Source organism: Sphingomonas sp. ABOLE (assembly GCF_003950455.1).
In the GTDB taxonomy this organism is placed as follows: Bacteria; Pseudomonadota; Alphaproteobacteria; order Sphingomonadales; family Sphingomonadaceae; genus Sphingomonas; species Sphingomonas trueperi.
On sequence record NZ_QQWY01000004.1, the window covers coordinates 83,898 to 101,623 of the forward strand.

19 protein-coding genes are annotated in these 17,726 nt (G+C 68.2%); 5 read left to right on the forward strand and 14 right to left on the reverse strand.

The features are described from left to right. Position 1: 1 nt before the first annotated feature. From CA234_RS03910 to yghU, 7 genes are all read right to left on the reverse strand, one after another. Positions 2-907 carry a cell envelope biogenesis protein TolA gene (locus CA234_RS03910; protein ID WP_346962883.1) on the reverse strand — a complete coding sequence of 302 codons (906 nt, stop codon included), beginning with the start codon at positions 905-907 and terminating at the stop codon, positions 2-4. 1 nt (position 908) lies between these two features. After that, complete coding sequence (gene tolR, locus CA234_RS03915; protein WP_125972245.1) at positions 909-1,349, reverse strand: protein TolR; 441 nt, start codon at positions 1,347-1,349, stop codon at positions 909-911. A 4-nt stretch (positions 1,350-1,353) separates the two neighbouring features. Further along, positions 1,354-2,040: a protein TolQ gene (tolQ, locus tag CA234_RS03920; protein WP_126000958.1), complete on the reverse strand. Its 687-nt coding sequence runs from the start codon at positions 2,038-2,040 to the stop codon at positions 1,354-1,356. Between the two features lie 6 nt (positions 2,041-2,046). Beyond that, complete coding sequence (locus CA234_RS03925) at positions 2,047-2,499, reverse strand: YbgC/FadM family acyl-CoA thioesterase (RefSeq protein WP_126000959.1); 453 nt, start codon at positions 2,497-2,499, stop codon at positions 2,047-2,049. 103 nt (positions 2,500-2,602) lie between these two features. Continuing rightward, positions 2,603-3,367, reverse strand: coding sequence for an exonuclease domain-containing protein (locus tag CA234_RS03930; RefSeq protein WP_125972239.1), 765 nt, complete (start codon positions 3,365-3,367; stop codon positions 2,603-2,605). Positions 3,368-3,561: 194 nt separating this feature from the next. Continuing rightward, on the reverse strand, positions 3,562-6,165 hold the full coding sequence (gene topA, locus CA234_RS03935; RefSeq protein WP_126000960.1) for a type I DNA topoisomerase: 2,604 nt from the start codon (positions 6,163-6,165) through the stop codon (positions 3,562-3,564). Positions 6,166-6,271: 106 nt separating this feature from the next. Beyond that, positions 6,272-7,171, reverse strand: a complete 900-nt coding sequence (yghU, locus tag CA234_RS03940; RefSeq protein WP_126000961.1) for a glutathione-dependent disulfide-bond oxidoreductase — start codon at positions 7,169-7,171, stop codon at positions 6,272-6,274. A 130-nt stretch (positions 7,172-7,301) separates the two neighbouring features. Between yghU and CA234_RS03945 the strand changes: the two genes are divergently transcribed. Continuing rightward, positions 7,302-8,675, forward strand: a complete 1,374-nt coding sequence (locus CA234_RS03945; RefSeq protein ID WP_126000962.1) for a hypothetical protein — start codon at positions 7,302-7,304, stop codon at positions 8,673-8,675. Positions 8,676-8,679: 4 nt separating this feature from the next. Here CA234_RS03945 and dprA read toward each other — a convergent pair whose 3' ends face one another. Both dprA and plsY read right to left on the reverse strand, forming a co-directional pair. After that, complete coding sequence (dprA, locus tag CA234_RS03950; RefSeq protein ID WP_126000963.1) at positions 8,680-9,759, reverse strand: DNA-processing protein DprA; 1,080 nt, start codon at positions 9,757-9,759, stop codon at positions 8,680-8,682. Continuing rightward, positions 9,752-10,336 carry a glycerol-3-phosphate 1-O-acyltransferase PlsY gene (plsY, locus tag CA234_RS03955; protein WP_125972228.1) on the reverse strand — a complete coding sequence of 195 codons (585 nt, stop codon included), beginning with the start codon at positions 10,334-10,336 and terminating at the stop codon, positions 9,752-9,754. The genes dprA and plsY overlap by 8 nt, the downstream gene beginning before the upstream one ends. Before the next feature lie 140 nt (positions 10,337-10,476). Between plsY and murI the strand changes: the two genes are divergently transcribed. Further along, on the forward strand, positions 10,477-11,274 hold the full coding sequence (gene murI / locus CA234_RS03960) for a glutamate racemase (RefSeq protein WP_125972226.1): 798 nt from the start codon (positions 10,477-10,479) through the stop codon (positions 11,272-11,274). Positions 11,275-11,277: 3 nt separating this feature from the next. Here the strand turns inward: murI and CA234_RS24240 are convergent, their stop codons facing one another. Continuing rightward, the gene (locus CA234_RS24240; RefSeq protein ID WP_164521706.1) at positions 11,278-11,448 is read right to left on the reverse strand and encodes a hypothetical protein; all 171 of its coding nucleotides are present in this window, start codon (positions 11,446-11,448) and stop codon (positions 11,278-11,280) included. A gap of 295 nt (positions 11,449-11,743) precedes the next feature. On the opposite strand from CA234_RS24240, the gene hemA reads away from it, so the two are divergent. Next, positions 11,744-12,988 carry a 5-aminolevulinate synthase gene (gene hemA / locus CA234_RS03965; protein WP_126000964.1) on the forward strand — a complete coding sequence of 415 codons (1,245 nt, stop codon included), beginning with the start codon at positions 11,744-11,746 and terminating at the stop codon, positions 12,986-12,988. 6 nt (positions 12,989-12,994) lie between these two features. On the opposite strand, the gene CA234_RS03970 is transcribed toward hemA, so the two are convergent. The 3 genes from CA234_RS03970 to CA234_RS03980 are packed head-to-tail and all read right to left on the reverse strand — an operon-like array spanning position 12,995 to position 15,504. Next, on the reverse strand, positions 12,995-13,558 hold the full coding sequence (locus tag CA234_RS03970) for a Uma2 family endonuclease (RefSeq protein ID WP_126000965.1): 564 nt from the start codon (positions 13,556-13,558) through the stop codon (positions 12,995-12,997). Between the two features lie 39 nt (positions 13,559-13,597). Then, positions 13,598-14,263 carry a class I SAM-dependent methyltransferase gene (locus CA234_RS03975; protein ID WP_125972220.1) on the reverse strand — a complete coding sequence of 222 codons (666 nt, stop codon included), beginning with the start codon at positions 14,261-14,263 and terminating at the stop codon, positions 13,598-13,600. After that, positions 14,260-15,504, reverse strand: coding sequence for a DUF3419 family protein (locus CA234_RS03980; RefSeq protein ID WP_126000966.1), 1,245 nt, complete (start codon positions 15,502-15,504; stop codon positions 14,260-14,262). The genes CA234_RS03975 and CA234_RS03980 overlap by 4 nt, the downstream gene beginning before the upstream one ends. Positions 15,505-15,731: 227 nt before the next feature. On the opposite strand from CA234_RS03980, the gene msrB reads away from it, so the two are divergent. Beyond that, complete coding sequence (gene msrB / locus CA234_RS03985; protein WP_125972216.1) at positions 15,732-16,223, forward strand: peptide-methionine (R)-S-oxide reductase MsrB; 492 nt, start codon at positions 15,732-15,734, stop codon at positions 16,221-16,223. Here the strand turns inward: msrB and CA234_RS03990 are convergent, their stop codons facing one another. After that, positions 16,224-16,706, reverse strand: coding sequence for a CHAP domain-containing protein (locus tag CA234_RS03990; protein ID WP_241213227.1), 483 nt, complete (start codon positions 16,704-16,706; stop codon positions 16,224-16,226). Positions 16,707-17,173: 467 nt separating this feature from the next. On the opposite strand from CA234_RS03990, the gene CA234_RS03995 reads away from it, so the two are divergent. Then, positions 17,174-17,725, forward strand: coding sequence for a hypothetical protein (locus tag CA234_RS03995; RefSeq protein ID WP_125972211.1), 552 nt, complete (start codon positions 17,174-17,176; stop codon positions 17,723-17,725). The last annotated feature ends 1 nt before the right edge of the window (position 17,726 follow it).

The following is a 17,726-nucleotide window of genomic DNA, read 5'->3' on the forward strand; positions in this document are numbered from 1 at the left end:
CTCATCCAGGCAGCTTGTAGCTGAACGCCAGACTCTTCCAGCCGCTCGGCACGGCGTAGAGATTGGCGGGCAGCCCACGAATCGGCGTGCAGCCCTTGAAGGTGGCGATCGCCAGATCCTTCACCCGCTCCACATACCGACCATTGGTCGCATCGTTCCCCTGTACGCCGGTAATATCCGGATCGCCCGCCAGCGAGCCGTCCGGATTGAAGTTCACGCGCAGCAGCACGCGGATGCGCTCGGCGCCCGGCCCGGGGGTGACCTGGCGGTTGGCGCAGGGCTGGATCTGCCGCGCGATCACGCCGCGGAAGCTCGCCACGTCCTCGGCCGAAGCCTTGCTGCCGGGGTTCCGCAGCGACGTGCTGGCGGTCTTGTTGTTCGAGCGGCCGAGATCGAGTCCGGCCAGATTGCCGGTCGGCTTCACCGGGCGGCGCGCGCTGCCGGTCGCGGCGCTCTGCGCGGGCGCGGTGCTCGGCTTTTGCGGTTGCGGCTTGGCGGCCGGCGACGGCTTGCTCGGCTTGGCCGGCGCCGGCTTCTCGGCTGGCTTGGGCTTGGGCTGCGGCGGCGCCGGCTTGGGCTGCGGTTGCGGCTCCGGCGCGGGCTTGGGCGGGGCCGGCTGCGGCTTGGGGAGCGGTTGCGGCTCGGGCGCGGGTGCAGGCGCCGCCTCTGGCTCCACCGGCGCCTCGACCGGTGACTTCTTGGCGGCCAGCTCCTCCTGGCTCGGCACCGGTGCGCTGCTTTCCAGCCCCACCTTGTCGGCGAGCGAAATGTCGATCGGAATCGCCTTGGGCGGCTCCTGCGGCGGCGTCTTCGCGAAGCTGAGCACGAGCGCGGCGAACACCGCGGCGTGCGCCGCGATGGAAACGCCGAGCCCGATCCGCTCGCTACGGTCCATGGTCTCGCTCACTTCAGCGCTGGTCGCTCGGTTCGGTGAGCAGCGACACCTTGTTGAGGCCGGCCTGGTTGAGCTCGCCCATCACCCGCATCACCTTGCCATAACCGAGCGCGGTATCGCCGCGCAGATAGATGGCGGCGGGCTTGCCGTCGGGGCCCTTCCTGGCGGCGATCGCTTCCAGCTTCGCCGGCAGCTCGGCATCGCTCACCGCGTCGTTGTCGAGGAACACCTGGCCCTTGTCGTCGATCGAGATCTGGACGGGCTTCTGCTCCTGGTCGAGCGCCTTGGCGCGGCTCTCGGGCAGGTTCACCTGCACGCCGGCGGTGAGCAGCGGCGCGGTGACCATGAAGATGATCAGCAGCACCAGCATCACGTCGACCAGCGGCGTGACGTTGATCTCGGCCATCGGCGTGCGGCGGCCGCGGCCCTTGCCGGAGGGGAGGTGCATGGCCATCGGCTTAGCCCTCCATCTCCAGGCGACGGCTCAGCGTCGCGTGGAAGCCGTCGGCGAAGCGATGGAGCCGCGCCTCGACGCGGTTCACGGCATGGCTGTAGCGGTTATAGGCGATCACCGCCGGGATGGCGGCGAACAGGCCGATCGCGGTGGCGAACAGCGCCTCGGCAATGCCCGGCGCGACCACGGCGAGCGACGAGCTCTGCGCGGCGGCAATGCCGGTGAAGCTGCGCATGATGCCCCAGACGGTGCCGAACAGGCCGACGAAGGGTGCTACCGAACCCACGGTGGCGAGGAAGTTCAGGCGGTCGGAGAGGCGATCGATCTCCATCGCGACGGTCGCGCCCATCGCGGTGGCGAGGCGCTCGCGCGTGCCTTCGCGGTCGATCGTCTTGCCCGCGGTCGAGCGGCGCCATTCGCTCACCCCCGCGGCGAACACGCGCGCGATCGGCTGGTCGCGGCCGGCGGCGCGGCGGTGGAATTCGTCGAAGTCATCGGCCTCGCGATATTCGGTCTCGAAGCGCTGCATCTCCTTGCGCAGCCCGCTGACCTTAAGCGCGAAGCCGATAATGATCGTCCAGGTCCACAGGCTGGCGAGCAGCAGGCCGATCATGACCAGCTTGACGACGATGTCGGCCTGGAGGAACAGATGGATCGGCGACAGGACGGCACCGGTTGTGACGGACGGCATGGGCGCTTAACTTTCCTTCCACACGAGCGGTTCGAACGCGGCCAGCCATTCGGCCGGCTGTCGCCGCGGGCGACCGCCGGGGGCGACGAACGCCACCTCCACGGTTGCCTCGGCGACTATGGTTTCGTCCCGCATGACTCGTTGCTGAATATGTACCCCGGCGGCGCGCAGGCGGGTCAATCTGCTGACAACCACCAGCGTGTCGCCGAGTTTCGCGGGCGCACGATAGCGAATGTCGAGCCCGGCGACCGCATAGGCGCCGCCACCCGCTTCGAACACCGCGCGCTGGTCGATGCCCGCGCGATCGAGCATGTCCGATCGGGCACGTTCCATGTAGCGCAGGTAATTGGCATGATAGACGACACCGGTAAGATCGGTGTCCTCGAAATAGACGCGCAACGCGAAGCGGTGCTCACGGCCGTCGAGCCGGCCGGCAGGGGCTTGGTCGCTGCGGGTCATCACCGGGCCTCCTAGCGGAGGGGATGCCCTAGCGGAACCCCAAAGGGGCTAACCTTTCGCAGGTGGAAGGACTTTGCACATCCTCTCCGGCACGGGGAGGATCTTAGAACAGCAACCGCTGCGTCGAGCTCCCCCGCCCCACCGGCGCGCCGCCACGCCTGCGCGCCAGCTCGGTCTCGGCGGTGAAGCGCACATCCTCGTCGCGATCGGTGAGGAAGCCTTCCAGCGAATCCTCGGAGATCTCGCTCCATTCCTTGCCGCGATCGGGGCCGTAGCGGACCCGCGGCAGCAGGCCCGGCTGGCTGGACCATTCGATCAGCTGCGCGACGCTCGCTTCGTTGAGCATGTCGCGCAGGTGGAACGCCGTCACATAGGCGTCCGGGAAAGCGCGGTGTGCCGGCAGCCCGCGTTCATGCTCCATCCCTTCGGGCCGGCGCCAGTAGCGCAGCATCTGGTTGGAGAAGCCCGGGCTGTCCGGCCAGAGCCGCAGCGCGCATTTCCAGGTGCAGATCCAGTCGGCGCCGCGGGTGAGCGCAGGCGTGCAGAACTGCTCCTCGAAGCTCGCGCGGTGCGCGGCGAGCGCGACGCGGCGCGGCCAGGGATCGAGGATCGGACGCGCGACGTCGTGCCAATAGGGCGCGTCGGCGACGTCCTCGTCGCGAATATGGTGGATCGCCATGGTCAGCGGCGGGATGCCCCGACCCGGATTGACGAGGCGATTGCCGCCCTCGCCCTGCAGTTCCCAGCGGCCGTCGGGCCCGAGTGCCACGTCCTGCCAGCCGATCTCGCACACGGCGTGCACGGGCGGCTTGTCGCCGGTGGTCTCTAGGTCGATGACGCGGATGATCGAGGGAGGTGGCGGAGCCATGGCCGCGATGTGGGGGTTTTCGGGGGGAAATGCCAGCCGAAAGCGCGGTGTCCTTCAGCGGAGACGTTACGCTCCCCAGCTCCGTCATCCCGGCGGAAGCCGGGATCCATTGCCTTCAACGTCCCAGCTCCCGCCTAGACGTCGTGGCGAATGGATCCCGACTTTCGTCGGGATGACGGCTAACAGGCCGCCCCTTACTCCGCCGCCTTCTTCTTCGCCGGCGCCTTCTTCGTGGCCGGCTTCTTCGCCGCAGCCTTGGCCGCCGGCTTCTTCGCCGCAGCCTTGGCCGCCGGCTTCTTCGCCGCCGCCTTCTTGGCCGGGGCCTTCTTCTTCGCCTTGCCCTTCGCCGGCCCCTGCGCCGCCTTGGCGTCGATCAGCTGGGCGGCTTCTTCCAGGGTCAGCGCGTCCTTGTCGATCGTCTTGGGCAGCGTGGCGTTGGTCTCGCCGTCGGTGAGATAGGGGCCGTAGCGGCCTTCCATCAGCTTGATCTCGGCATCGGTGCGCGGATGCTTGCCGAACACCTTGAGCGGCTCGCGCGCCGCCCCCCGCGCAGGCCTGCCACCGCCCGCCGCCGCCTCGGCCAGCTTGACCACCGCCGCGTTCATGCCGGTCTCGAACACCTCGGCGGTCGACTGGAGCCGGGCGTACTTCCCGTCATGCGCCAGATAGGGCCCATAGCGGCCGATCGAGGCGGTGATCGGATTGCCCGTCTCCGGATGGTTGCCGATGGTGCGCGGCAGCTTGAGCAGCTTGAGCGCCCAGTCGAGGTCGAGATCGATGTCCTTCGGGATCGAGGCGCGCGCCGCATCCTTGCCCTCGCCGAGCTGGATATAGGGCCCGAACCGCCCGGACTTGCGCTCGACATTGAGCCCCGTCTCGGGGTCCTGGCCCAGCACTTCCGGCCCGGTGTCCTCGCTCCCCTCGCCACCCGGCTGGCCGAAGCGACGGGTATATTTGCACTCGGGATAGTTGGAGCACGCCACGAACGCGCCGAACCGGCCGCCACGCAAGGCAAGCTTGCCGACGCCGCAATTCGGGCACAGCCGCGGATCGCTGCCGTCCGCCTTGGCGGGGAACAGATAGGGCTCGAGGAACTGGTCGAGCGCCGCGGTGATGTCAGAGGGCTTCTGCTCCATCACCTCGGTGGTGCGCGGCTTGAAGTCGCGCCAGAAGGCCTCCAGCACCGCCTGCCAGGCGGCGCGGCCGCCCGAGACGTCGTCCAGCTCTTCCTCCAGCTCGGCGGTGAAGTCGAACGAGACGTACTTCTCGAAGAAGCGCTCGAGGAACGCGGTCAGCAGGCGGCCGCTCTCCTCGGCGAAGAAGCGGTTCTTCTCCACCCGCACATAGGCGCGGTCCTTGAGCACCTGGATGATCGAGGCATAGGTGGAAGGCCGGCCGATGCCGAGCTCCTCCAGCCGCTTGACCAGCGAGGCTTCGGAGAAGCGCGGCGGCGGCTGGGTGAAGTGCTGCTCGGCGTTGACCGCCTTCTTGGCGGGCGACGCGCCTTCGGACATGCGCGGCAGGCGGCGGCTGTCCTCGTCGCCCTCGTCGTCCTTGCCCTCTTCGTAGAGCGCGAGATAGCCGGGGAAGAGCACCACCTGGCCGGTGGCGCGCAGCCCGTGCTGGCCGGTGCCGTCCGCCAGGTCGACCGTCGTGCGCTCCATCCTCGCGGAAGCCATCTGGCTGGCGAGCGCGCGCTTCCAGATCAGGTCGTACAGGCGGGCATGGTCGCCCGAGCCCGCGCGATCCTTGCTGAAGTCGGTCGGGCGGATCGCCTCATGCGCTTCCTGGGCGTTCTTCGCCTTGGTCTGGTACTGGCGCGGCTTGTCCGGCACGTAGCTGCCGTCATAGCGATCGACCACCGCCTTGCGCGCCGCCTGGATCGCCGAGGGGTCCATCTGGACGCCGTCGGTACGCATATAGGTGATGGCGCCGTCCTCGTAGAGCGCCTGCGCGATCCGCATCGTGTGGCTGGCCGAGAAGCCGAGCTTGCGCGCGGCTTCCTGCTGCAGCGTGGACGTCGTGAACGGCGGCGGCGGATTGCGCATCGCCGGCTTGGTCTCGACCGCGACGACGGTGAAACGGCCTTCCTCGACCGCCTTCTTGGCGGCCTCGGCGCTGCCCTGGTCGCCGATCGAGAGCCGGTCGAGCTTCTCGCCCTTCCACTTGACGAGACGGGCCTGGAACGGGGTGCCGTCCGATTCCATCTCGGCGATGACCGACCAATATTCCTGCGCGACGAAGCTTTCGATCTCGCGCTCGCGCCCGACGATCAGCCGCAGCGCGACCGACTGGACGCGGCCCGCCGACTTGGCGCCCGGCAGCTTGCGCCACAGCACCGGCGAAAGCGTGAAGCCGACGAGATAATCGAGCGCGCGGCGGGCGCGATAGGCGTCGATCAGATCGGTATCCAGCTCGCGGGGGCGCTGCATCGCCTCGAGGATCGCCGGCTTGGTGATCGCGTTGAAGGTGACGCGCTCGACCTCCTTGGGGAGCGCCTTCTTGTTGCGCAGCACTTCCTGCACGTGCCAGCTGATCGCCTCCCCTTCGCGATCGGGGTCGGTCGCGAGGATCAGGCGGTCCGCCTTCTTCGCCTCGTCGGCGATCGCCTTCAGCTGCTTCGACTTGTCGGCATAGGTCTCCCACTCCATCGCGAACGAGTCGTCGGGGTTCACCGACCCGTCGCGCGCCGGCAGATCGCGGACATGGCCATAGCTGGCGAGGACGCGATAGTCCTTGCCGAGATACTTCTCGATGGTTTTCGCCTTGGCGGGCGACTCGACGATGACAAGCTGCATGAAGTGGTTAGACCGATCCCTACGTGTACGCGTGTAAGGTGGGGGGCGACGCTGCGGCGCGTCAAGCCTGCTCTCCCCTCCCGCTGGGGGGAGGGGAGCGGTCGCTTCAGGCGGTGGCCCGCATGCGCTCCAGCACGACGTCGATGTCGTTGGCGTCGTGGCGCTCGGGGACGCGCTGGTCCTCGGGCCCGGTACCGCGATTGACCAGCCGCCCGCGCCGCACCGGCTCGCGTGTCGCGATCTCGGCGGCCCAGCGCAGGACATTCGGATACTCCTGGGCGTTCAGGAACACGTCGGCGCCGGCATAGGTCTCGCCGCGCACCACCGCGCCGTACCAGGGGAAGATCGCCATGTCGGCGATCGTGTATTCGTCGCCCACCATGTAGCGACTGTTCGCCAGATGCGTGTCGAGCACGTGCAGCTGGCGCTTGGCCTCCATGGCGTAGCGATCGATCGCATATTGGATCTTGATCGGCGCATAGGCGAAGAAATGGCCGAAGCCGCCGCCGAGGAACGGTGCCGAGCCCATCTGCCACATCAGCCAGCTCAGCGTCTGCGCGCGCTTGGCCGTATCGGTCGGCAGGAAGGCGCCGAATTTCTCGGCCAAGTGGATCATCATCGCGCCGCTCTCGAAAATCGGCAGCGCGGGGCTGAGCGAGTGATCGACCATTGCCGGGATCTTCGAATTGGGGTTGATCGCGACGAAGCCGCTGCCGAACTGGTCGCCTTCGCCGATGTTGATCTTCCACGCGTCATACTCGGCGCCTGCGTGCCCGGCGGCGAGCAGTTCCTCGAGCAGGATCGTCACCTTCTGCCCGTTGGGGGTGCCGAGCGAGTAGAGCTGGATCGGGTGCTTGCCGACCGGCAGTTCCTTCTCGTGCGTCGCGCCCGACGTCGGCCGGTTGATGTTGGCGAACTTGCCGCCATTGCCCGGCGCCCATTCCCACACCTGGGGCGGGACATAGCCGGCGGGAAGGTTGTTCGCGGGATCGGGGGCGTCGGCCATGCTGGTGTCTCCTCGGAGGATCTTGCCGGCGGCATGTAGGACGCGGACCGCGACTTGCCAGTGGCCTCGGCGGGATCGATCCAACTTCCGACGCTTGCGGCCACCCGCATCCGCGGGCAAAGGCGCCGCGATGACGGCAGCCCCTCGCCTCCTCCGCATCGCCGGGCTCGCGCTGGTCGCGATCCTCGGCACCTATGCGATCGCGCTGATCCCGCGCGAGGTGCATCCGTTGGAACTGACGTTCAACTCGATGCTCGACCATCTGCTGCGCGGCCGGTTCGACGTCTATCCGGGGACGGTGGGCCGCGAGGGGTTCACCCTCCACGGCCAGGTCATGGCCTATTGGGGGCCGCTGCCTGCGCTGCTGCGGCTGCCGATGATGGTGTTTCCCGGCTGGCACATGCTCGATTTCACCATCGGCTCGTGCCTCGTCGCGCTGGCCGGCATGATCGCGACCAAGCTGTGGACGCTGCGGCTGATCCGGCGCGAACTGCCCGGCCTGCCCGCCTGGCTGGGCCGGGCGATGGCGGTGGTGCTGGTGCTCGCGGGCGCGCAGACCTGCTTCCTGCGGTTCAGCCTCTACCAGGAAGTGTGCCTGTGGGCGGCGCTGTGGGGCGCGCTGTTCGTCGCCGCCGCGATCCATGCGCAGCTGCGCGGGCTGGGGCGCGGGGCGCTGCTGATGATGGCGCTCACCGCCGGGCTGGCGATGCTGACCCGCGTATCGCTCGGCATCGGGCTGGTCGCGGCGTTCGGCGGCGTGCTGCTGGTCGAGGCGGTGCGGCGCCGCGCGGATCTGCGCGGCTGGCTTGCCGCTGCCGGGCTGCCGGTGTTGCTGCTGGCGCTGTTCGGGCTGGTTACCGCCGGGGTGAATATCGGGCGCTGGGGCAATCCCTTCACCTTCGCCGACTACCACCATTACAACTACAACGCCTGGTATCCGGACCGGATGGTGCGGATGGCCGAACAGGGGCTGTTCAACCTCCAGCGGGTGCCGTTCGGACTGGTCTATTATTTCGCGCCGATCTGGGTGCTGCGCGGCGCCGACGGGCAGCTGTTGCTGGAGGCCACCCGCAGCAAATGGATCGACGCCGCCGAGCTGCCGCCGAGCAGCTTCCTGCTGACCGATCCGCTGCTGCTGGTGCTGGGGGCGCTCGCGATCCTCGGCTGGGCCCGCCATGCAAGCGCCGACCGCGCCCGGGGCATCGCGGTCGCGCTCGGCCTCGCCATCCCCGCCGGGCTGATGCTGTGCGCGGTGAGCATGAACTTCCGCTACCGGCTCGACTTCTACCCGCTGTTCGAGTTCCTCGCCTTTTCGGGGCTGATCCTGGCCGGCCGCGGCGGCGCCACGATCGGTCCGCGCTGGACGGGGGCACTGGCGACGGTCTCGGTCCTCGCCTCGCTGCTGGTCGGCGCCGCCTATCTGGTCGGGCGGCTGGGGCCCGGGCAGCTGCTGATCGGCGACGGCATCGGCGCCTACTACCTTCAGGCGTTCGGACTGCGCTGAGCGGCTAGCGCAAGGACACGCGCGCGCCGGCGTGGCGATCGAGCCGGCCTGCCAGTTCGAGCTCGAGCAGCACCGTCTGCACCACCGCGGGCGCGCAGCCCGACTGGCGGATCAGTTCGTCCACCCCCACCGGCACCGGGCCGAGCAGCCCGGTCACGCGCCGGCGATCGGCATCGCTGGCGTCTTCCGGGGGCGCCGCGCCGAAGCGGTCGCCGGGCGACCGCACCACGCGCGAGTCGATCGGACGCACCTGCTCCCAGATGTCGTCCGCCGACTGCACCAGGATCGCGCCCTCGCGGATCAGCAGATTGCACCCCTGTGCGCGCGGATCGAGCGGCGAGCCCGGCACCGCCATCACCTCGCGCCCCGCCTCGGCCGCGATTCGCGCGGTAATCAGGCTGCCCGAGCGCGGCGCCGCCTCCACCACCACCGTGCCGAGCGACAGCCCGGCGATGATGCGGTTGCGCGCGGGGAAGAAGCGCGCCAGCGGCTCGGTGCCCGGCGGCTGTTCGGTGACAAGCAGGCCCTGGCGCGCGACCCGCTCCTGCAGCTCGGCATTTTCGGGCGGGAAGACGATGTCGATGCCGCTGGCGATCACCCCCACCGTGCCGCCGGCGAGCGCGCCCTGGTGCGCGGCGGTGTCGATGCCCCGCGCCAGGCCGGAAACCACCGTGGCGCCCTGCTCGACCAGCCCGATGGCGAGCTGGCGGGCGAAGCGACACGCCGCCGCCGAGGCGTTGCGCGCGCCGACCATTGCGACGGAGGGCCGCTCCAGCAGCGCCATGTTGCCGCGCAGGATCAGTGCTGGCGGCGCATTGTCCAGCTCGGCGAGCAGCGGCGGATAGGCAGGGTCGTCAAGGAACAGGTAGCGGGCACCGAGCCGCTCGACCGCGGCGATCTCGCGCCGCACCGCGCCGGCATCGGCGATCTGCGGCGCCCGCCCGCCGCCGCGCGCGGCGAGCATCGGCAGCGCATCGAGCGCCGCCTCGGCGGTGCCGAAGCGGGCGATCAGCTGGGCATAGGTGACGGGACCGACATTGGCGGAGCGCAGCAGCCTCAGCCGCGGCTCCCGCCCGTCAGCCACGCTTGCTGCCGACCCTGGGTTCGGCGCCGCTGAGCAGCCGGTCGATATTCTCGCGATGCTTCCACAGCACGATCAGCGCGAGCGCGAGCAGCATCAGCACCAGGTCGAGCCGGCCGAAAAAGGCCGCGCTCACCGGCGCGCTGACCGCTGCCGCCATGCCCGATACCGAGGAGATCCGCACCGTCGCCAGCAGGCCGAGCCACACCGCCGCATAGACGAGGCCGGAGGGCCAGTAGAGCGCGAGCACCACGCCCATCAGCGTCGCCACGCCCTTGCCGCCGCGGAACTTGAGCCAGACGGGGTAGCAATGGCCGAGGAACGCCGCCGTCGCCGCCAGCACCGCCGTGCCGGGCAGGAAGGCGGCGGCGAGCAGCACCGCCACCGCGCCCTTGGCCATGTCGAGCAGCAGCGTCGCCGCCGCGAGACCCTTGCGGCCGGTACGCAGCACGTTGGTCGCGCCGATATTGCCCGATCCGATCTGGCGCAGGTCCCCCGCCCCCGCGGCGCGCGTGAGCAGCACCCCGAATGGGATCGAACCGAGCAGATAACCGAGCAACAGGGCCCCGGCCGGGGCCATCCATGGAACTTCCGTGGGCAATGCGGCCCCCTTTCGTTCTTCCGTGTAGCCGCATCCCTTACCCGAACGCAATGATTTGCATCAGCGTGCAGGCAGGGCCCAGGTTGACGCTGGCGTCGCGCGTCGGCCATGGCGGGGGCATGGCCGATCGTCGTCCCGTGCTGTTCTTCGATTCCGGTGTCGGCGGCTTGTCGGTGCTCGGACCCACCACCGCGCTGCTGCCCCAGGCGCCTTTGGTCTATGTCGCCGATTCGGCGGGCTTTCCCTATGGCACCAAGAGCGAGGCGGAGATCGCCGCGCGCGTGCCGGCGCTGCTCGGGCGGCTGGCGGAGCGCTACGACCCGCGGCTGATCGTGATCGCCTGCAACACCGCCTCGACGATCGCGCTCCAGCATGTCCGCGCCGCGCTCGACCTGCCGATCGTCGGCACCGTGCCCGCGATCAAGCCGGCGGCGGAGACCAGCCGCACCCGCACCATCGGCGTGCTCGGCACCGCGGCGACGGTGCGCCAGCCCTATGTCGACGATCTCGCCGCGCGCTTCGCCGGGGACTGCACCGTGCTGCGCCACGGCTCGGCCGCGCTGGTCGAGCTGGCCGAGGCCAAGCTGGCGGGCGAGACGATCGCGCCGGAGGTGATCGCCAACGAACTCGACGGCCTGTTCCACCAACCGGGTGGCGACCGCATCGACGTGATCGTCAATGCCTGCACGCATTTTCCGCTGCTGGAGCCAGAGATGCGGGCCGTTGCGCCGGAAGGCGTGCAGTTCGTCGACGGGGGTCCCGGCATCGCACGCCGAGTCGCGTACCTCACCCGCGCGCAGAGCTGGCCCGCCGATCTGCCTCCCGGTCGCGCCGTGTTCACCGCGCGCGATCAGCGCGCCGATGCGCTTGCGCCGACGCTCGCCCGCTATGGGCTCAGCCGAATCGAGACGCTGTAAGGCTCAGGCGAAGTCGCCGAGCACGGCCTGCGGATCGCGCACTGCGATCTTGGCGGTGTAGCGATCCGCCATCTCCTCGTGCGCGCGTCGCGCGCTGCTGTCGTCGCACTTGCCCGCGCGCTCGCGCTCCTGCCGCGCGCGTCGTTCAAAATATTCGATGTCGTTCTTCGCCATGGGCCGCTCTCCAGTGCCTAGGGAGACCGAACGTCTCTCGGCCGCGGACATGCGGTTGCCCCGAGTCGTCCGCGATACGCCTTGTTTACCACAAGCGAAGCTTCACATCCCTGATCTTGCGCAAGAGTCGATCACTGAGGGCGAAAATCTTCATTGGGCGGCAGGACGCACCTGCGCCACATCTCGCCCATGGAGCGAGCGGAGACCGGTCGGTCCTGCCCCGGGAGCAATCCCAAACCTATACGGTAGTTCACGTGCTAGAATTGCTGGAAATTAAGGCGTAGAGATCACGTCCATGCAGCGCCAAGACGCCTCCGCACCCGCGATCGATTACACGCGGGTCTTCACCCAGGCCATCGACCGCCTCCATGCCGAGGGGCGCTACCGGGTCTTCATCGACATCCTGCGCAACAAGGGGATGTTCCCCAATGCGCGCTGCTTCGCCGGGCATAACGGGCCGAAGCCGATCACGGTGTGGTGCTCGAACGACTATCTGGCGATGGGCCAGCACCCCAAGGTGATCGCGGCGATGGAAGAGGCGCTGCACGATGTCGGCGCCGGTTCGGGCGGCACCCGCAACATCGGCGGCAACACGCATTACCACATCGATCTCGAGCGCGAGCTGGCCGATCTGCACGGCAAGGAAAACGCGCTGCTGTTCACCTCGGGCTATGTCTCGAACGAGGCGACGCTGGCCACGCTCGCCAAGGTGATGCCGGGCTGCATCATCTATTCGGACGAGCTCAACCACGCCTCGATGATCGCCGGGATCCGCAATTCGGGCTGCGAGAAGCGCGTGTGGCGCCACAACGACGTCGCGCATCTCGAGGAACTGCTCGCCGCCGACGATCCCTCGGTGCCGAAGCTGATCGCGTTCGAGAGCGTCTATTCGATGGACGCCGACATCGCGCCGATCGCCGAAATCTGCGACCTGGCCGACAAGTACAATGCCCTTACCTATCTCGACGAGGTCCATGCCGTCGGCATGTACGGCCCGCGCGGCGGCGGCATCTCGGATCGCGAAGGCCTCGCCGATCGGCTGACGATCATCGAGGGCACGCTGGGCAAGGCGTTCGGCGTGATGGGCGGCTATATCGCCGCCGACCAGGTGATCATCGACGTGATCCGCAGCTATGCGCCGGGCTTCATCTTCACCACGTCGCTGTCGCCGGTGCTGGTCGCCGGCGCGCTGGCGAGCGTGCGCCACCTGAAGGCCTCCAGCATCGAGCGCGAGGGCCAGCAGGCCGCCGCCGCGATGCTCAAGCAGCTGATGCACGATGCCGGCCTGCCGGTGCTCCCTTCCACCACCCACATCGTGCCGCTGATGGTGGGCGATCCGGTCAAGGCCAAGAAGATCAGCGACGTGCTGCTCGCCGAATACGGCGTGTACGTCCAGCCGATCAACTACCCCACAGTGCCGCGCGGCACCGAGCGCCTGCGCTTCACGCCCGGCCCGTCGCACGACGAGGCGATGATGCGCGAACTGGTGGATGCGCTGGTCGAGATCTGGGGCCGGCTGGAGCTGCGACTGGCGGCGTAGTCGCCGTCAGTCGAGGATAACGGGAACGTCAGACCAAGGCACCGGGACGGGATCGCCAAAGCGCACAACCTGGCGGTCGGCATAGCCGCCATCGGCCTTGGGGGACGCCATGACATGCACCACCCGCGCCGCAGCGTCGACGACCCAATAATGGGGGACGCCGGCCCTGCCATAATCCGCGACCTTCTCGCCCAGGTCACGGGCGAGCGTGGTGTCGGCGATCTCAACGACCAGCAGGACGTCTGCACCATCCGGCACCGCGTCTGCTGGCAATGTATCCGAATAAACGGCGATGTCGGCCGCCCGCGCGGTGAGATCGTCGATCCGTATCGCAAGATCGGTAGCGATCGCGAGCGGCTGCCCATTGGTCGTTGCGTGCAGCCGCAAGACAAGCGTGGCGTTCCGCTCGCCATGCCCTGGCAGTGCCGGCATCATCTTTACGAGCGCTCCCCCCACCAGCTCGGCGCGCATGTCCGCAAACGCACCCAGCTTCAGCATTCGCTCGAAATCGGCGGCCGTGAAGGCAACGCGCGGTTCCTGAAGCTCCGCCAGTCGGAAGGGGTGGTTCATGATGCAAGAGATATCATCGAACCACCCCGCAGACCAGCGTCAGGCCGGTCGCGTGAGCCCCGCGCTCCAGGTATAGCCGCGCAGCGCGGGGCGGAACGATGCCGTCAGCCCCTGCTCGGCGGCGATCGCTTCCACCACCGCGCGCAGATCGGCGCGGGGATAGACGTGGAAGGCGTTGAGCTCCTTGAAGTGGAAGCGCTTGGCGAAGCCGGGCAGACGTTCATACTGGCCGAAATCGACGATGTGCAGGCTGCCGCCCGGCGCGAGCGCCTTGGCGCCCAGCGCGATCGCTTCCTTCCAGGGCGGGATCATCGACAGCGTATAGCTCATGAACACGCGGTCGACTTGGTTAAGCCCGAACAGCGTGCTCACGTCGAACGCCCCGGCATCGCCCTGCGCCAGCGTGATCTTGTCGCTGAGGCCGTGCTTCGCCACCGACTTGCGCGCGGTGTCCAGCATCGCCTCGCTGATGTCGAAGCCGTGAAAGCGGGCGTTCGGCCAGCGCTTGGCGGCGACGATCAGGTTGCGCGCCGTCCCGCAGCCGACCTCCAGCACGGTGCCGCCCGGCGGCGGCGCCAGCTCGCGGATCAGCCGGTCGCGGCCGAGCAGATAGAACTTGCGCGTGAGATCGTAGAAGTGGCGATGGAGCGCATAGGTCGCATCCATCAGCCCCTTCTGATCGGCCGCCCCGGCATGCCCGCTCATGCGTGCGGCTTCAGCGTCCAGACATGGGTCGCGCCGTACACCGACGAGCGGTCGCGGCGGGTCCAGTCGTCGAGCTTGGCCTGGTCCTCATATTCCCACTGGTTCATCAGTTCGTCGGGGATATGGCCGCGGACCACGTCCGGCACTGCGGCCGTACGATAGAGCACGCGCGCGCCGGGCTTGGCCGTGCGGGTGATCTCGGTCCAGATGCGGGTCAGCTGCTCGTCGGTCATCCAGTCCTGCGCGTCGAGCAGGATGTAGCGATCGAGCGACTGCGCCGGCATCGACTCGAGATAATCGGCATAGTTGGTGTGGCGGATCTCGACGCGGTCGGCGCGGTCGCGGACCAGCTCGTAATTCTTGCGCTCGAGATAGGGCGGCAGCGGCGCGCCCTCATGCTCGCCATAGCCGCGGCCGAATGCCTGCCAGGCGTAGAAATTGTCCTTCAGGTCGAAGTCGCAGGCAAGCTTGCGCAGGCGGCTGCGCAGCGCGCCGGTGATGCCTTCCTGGTCGTCGACCTTGAGGAGGTCGTACTGCGCCGGCGGGATGCCGAAGCCGAACAGGGCGGCGGGCTGGTCGACCATCCAGCGCAGCAGCTTCTTGTCGAAGAACGGCGCGAAGCGCGTCTCGAAGATGTGGCGCTGCTCCTCGATGGTCTTCGCCTGCAGGATCTCCTTGGGATCGATGCCGTAGCGATGCCCCAGCCAGTGGACGAAGCCGATGAGCCGGCCGAGCAGGCCCTGGCGGTAGAAGCCGGTCTTGAAGCCGTTGATCCGGCGCACGCCGTTGGGCGCGCGGCCGTCCCAATAGGCGCGCGAGCTCTCGTCGAGCGCACCGCGCAGGTACGTCTTGTAGGCGTCGATATTCTCGGGCCGGTTGGCCAGGCCGAAGAAGCGGTGGAACGACTCATAGTCCGGCAGCCGCAGCACCGCCTGCTGCTTGAGCTTGTTGAGCGCGATATGCGCCGGATTGAGGTCCACTGCGGTGATCTTGGCGGGGTTCGCCGTCAGATAGGAGAAGACGTTGCAGCCGCCCGACGCGATCGTGACGATGTGGCTTTCGGGGGTGATCTGCAGCGCTTCCATGTCGATCACGGGATCTTCCCAGATCTGGGCATAGACCAGACCCCGGAAGGCGAAGGTGAAGGCGCGCTCGAGGATGCCTTCCTTGGAAAGATGCTCGTGGCGGTGCACCGCACCCCGGACCGCATCGTTCTTCGGCGACTTGGCGATAGATGGCATTCGAAACGACTCCCGGCGAACCAGCCCGTCCGGCGCCCCGCCGAACAAGCTCCCCACACCCCCTGTGACAAAAGCTTTGCAGCCTTGTGACAGCAACCCCGGGAAATCAATCCTTCACCATGCGACCTGCCGCAGTCTGGCGGCGGGAAGAAAATGCCGAAGGCGCTGCAACCTTTCGGCCGCGCGCACCGAACCTATATCGAGACCATCATCCCAAGAGGTTCGCCATGCCGATCGATCGCCGCCAGTTGCTCGCCGCCGCCGGGGCGGGCGCCATCGCCCTGCCGCTGTTCGCCTGCAGCACCGCGCCTGCCGCACCGCTCCCCGACTTTCCGTTCAAGCTGACCGACGCCGAATGGAAGAAGAGGCTGGGCCCGGCGGCCTATAACGTGCTGCGCAACGGCGGGACCGAATATCCCTTCACCAGCCCGCTCAACAAGGAGCATCGCAAGGGCGTGTTCGGCTGTGCGGGCTGCGCGTTGCCCTTGTTCGATTCCGCCACCAAGTTCGACAGCGGCACCGGCTGGCCGAGCTTCTATCAGCCGCTGGCGAATGCGGTGGTGACGCGGAGCGATCGCAGCCTGGGCATGGCGCGCACCGAAGTGCTGTGCCGCCGCTGCGGCGGCCATCTCGGCCATGTCTTCGACGACGGGCCGAAGCCGACCGGCAAACGCTATTGCATGAACGGGGTGGCGCTGCGCTTCACCCCGCGCGCCTGATCAGTTGGAGGCGATCTGGGTCAGCGTCGGCAGGCTGAGCGCCGCGACCTGGACATTGGCCCAGTCGCTCGCCGGCGCCGCGTCCGGATAGATGAAGCCGTTCACCGGATAGGCCGAGAGGCCGAGGCTGCCGATGCGGCCATACCACACGCGCACTTCGCTCCAGTCGCCGGCGGCCGAAACGTCCACCGCGCGGACATCGTGCTCGACGGCGCCGGGGGTCGACCAGTTGGCGTGGGTGAGCAGGACTTCGCGCGGGCTGACGACCTGCGAGACCATCGCGACATGGCCCATCGGCATGCGGGCGGTACGCCGGAACGACATCACCGCGCCGACCTTGGGGGTCTCGCCGCGCTCGTAGCGGCCGGCGGCCTGGTCCCACCAGGTCCAGGCATTGCCGCGGAGCTCGACGCCCGAGGCCTGGCGCGCGAAGGTAACGCACTGCCAGAAGGTGCCCTTCGCCTGAGCCGGAACGACAGTCATCAGGGCGCACGCCGCCATCAGCGCAAAACGCGCTGCGAAACGAGTGAACATCTTTGGACCCCCCGGTCAGGAAAGGAAGTGGTTGAGGGTTGCTAGCCAAACTATAGGACGGCCGTATACCCCTGCGGCGCGCCGATCCGACGAACCGTTGGAATGCGCCGACGAGGTGCGCTGAACGGTTTCTGAACGGCGGAACCGGCCCGAAAACCCATCGTGCCGCGCGGTGCGCAACCGATTGCCCAATCTGAGATACGGGCGAGACCATAAGGGAAAATACGGCGTGAATTCAGAAGCCTAAGGAAGTTCCCTTAGCGTCATCGCTTCGTCGCAAACCAATGTTGCGTCGCAGCACATTTTAGGGTCCAATGCTCGTGGGGATACGGAGGGGGTCATTAAGCTCTGCGTTAACCAGTGCGGAGCATGATCCTCTCTACCGGGCAGAAGGAACCCGAGCGGGAGACGTTACGATGGCTGCACGAGCAAAACCGGCCGAAGGTGCGATGACGCTGGCAGAAATGAAGGAATTCGCGGGCTTTGCCGCCGGCACCCAGCGCTATGTGCGCCGGTCGCTCGACGTGGGCCTGGAGCGCGACGACGCGCTTTCGCGCTGGTCGCGCGACGTGGTCGAAGCCGCCAGCATCCGCGCCCAGGCGCGCATCTACGAGCGCCTCAAGGACATCCGCGCAATGATGCCGAGCGACAGCGACCTGGGCGGGATCGAGCCGTTCATGGCACCGCTGGTGACGCTCTCGGCGTTCGACCTCGGCCAGGGCCGGCTGACCAGCTTCTCCTCCTATCGCTTCCTCTACGAGCGGCTGCTCGGCGCGGAAGTGCGGCCGTGGCTGCCGGCGGCCTTCTGCTCGGCCTCGGCGCTGCCGCACCTCCACCCGGACCTGCGCCGCAAGCTGCTCCAGTCGATCAGCGAAGCCGCGGCGACCGCCTCGGGCTGGTCGAACCGCCAGCCGAGCTTCTTCCCGCAATGGGTCGAGAAGATCGACACCAACGCCCTGCCGAACTGAT

Excerpts from the sequence above, each read along its gene's own strand:
- tolR (WP_125972245.1), bottom strand. The coding sequence starts at position 1,349 with ATGGCCATGCACCTCCCCTCCGGCAAGGGCCGCGGCCGCCGCACGCCG.
- tolQ (WP_126000958.1), bottom strand. The coding sequence starts at position 2,040 with ATGCCGTCCGTCACAACCGGTGCCGTCCTGTCGCCGATCCATCTGTTC.
- CA234_RS03925 (WP_126000959.1), bottom strand. The coding sequence starts at position 2,499 with ATGACCCGCAGCGACCAAGCCCCTGCCGGCCGGCTCGACGGCCGTGAG.
- CA234_RS03930 (WP_125972239.1), bottom strand. The coding sequence starts at position 3,367 with ATGGCTCCGCCACCTCCCTCGATCATCCGCGTCATCGACCTAGAGACC.
- topA (WP_126000960.1), bottom strand. The coding sequence starts at position 6,165 with ATGCAGCTTGTCATCGTCGAGTCGCCCGCCAAGGCGAAAACCATCGAG.
- yghU (WP_126000961.1), bottom strand. The coding sequence starts at position 7,171 with ATGGCCGACGCCCCCGATCCCGCGAACAACCTTCCCGCCGGCTATGTC.
- CA234_RS03945 (WP_126000962.1), top strand. The coding sequence starts at position 7,302 with ATGACGGCAGCCCCTCGCCTCCTCCGCATCGCCGGGCTCGCGCTGGTC.
- plsY (WP_125972228.1), bottom strand. The coding sequence starts at position 10,336 with ATGGCCCCGGCCGGGGCCCTGTTGCTCGGTTATCTGCTCGGTTCGATC.
- murI (WP_125972226.1), top strand. The coding sequence starts at position 10,477 with ATGGCCGATCGTCGTCCCGTGCTGTTCTTCGATTCCGGTGTCGGCGGC.
- CA234_RS24240 (WP_164521706.1), bottom strand. The coding sequence starts at position 11,448 with ATGGCGAAGAACGACATCGAATATTTTGAACGACGCGCGCGGCAGGAG.
- hemA (WP_126000964.1), top strand. The coding sequence starts at position 11,744 with ATGCAGCGCCAAGACGCCTCCGCACCCGCGATCGATTACACGCGGGTC.
- CA234_RS03970 (WP_126000965.1), bottom strand. The coding sequence starts at position 13,558 with ATGAACCACCCCTTCCGACTGGCGGAGCTTCAGGAACCGCGCGTTGCC.
- CA234_RS03975 (WP_125972220.1), bottom strand. The coding sequence starts at position 14,263 with ATGAGCGGGCATGCCGGGGCGGCCGATCAGAAGGGGCTGATGGATGCG.
- CA234_RS03980 (WP_126000966.1), bottom strand. The coding sequence starts at position 15,504 with ATGCCATCTATCGCCAAGTCGCCGAAGAACGATGCGGTCCGGGGTGCG.
- msrB (WP_125972216.1), top strand. The coding sequence starts at position 15,732 with ATGCCGATCGATCGCCGCCAGTTGCTCGCCGCCGCCGGGGCGGGCGCC.
- CA234_RS03990 (WP_241213227.1), bottom strand. The coding sequence starts at position 16,706 with ATGACTGTCGTTCCGGCTCAGGCGAAGGGCACCTTCTGGCAGTGCGTT.
- CA234_RS03995 (WP_125972211.1), top strand. The coding sequence starts at position 17,174 with ATGGCTGCACGAGCAAAACCGGCCGAAGGTGCGATGACGCTGGCAGAA.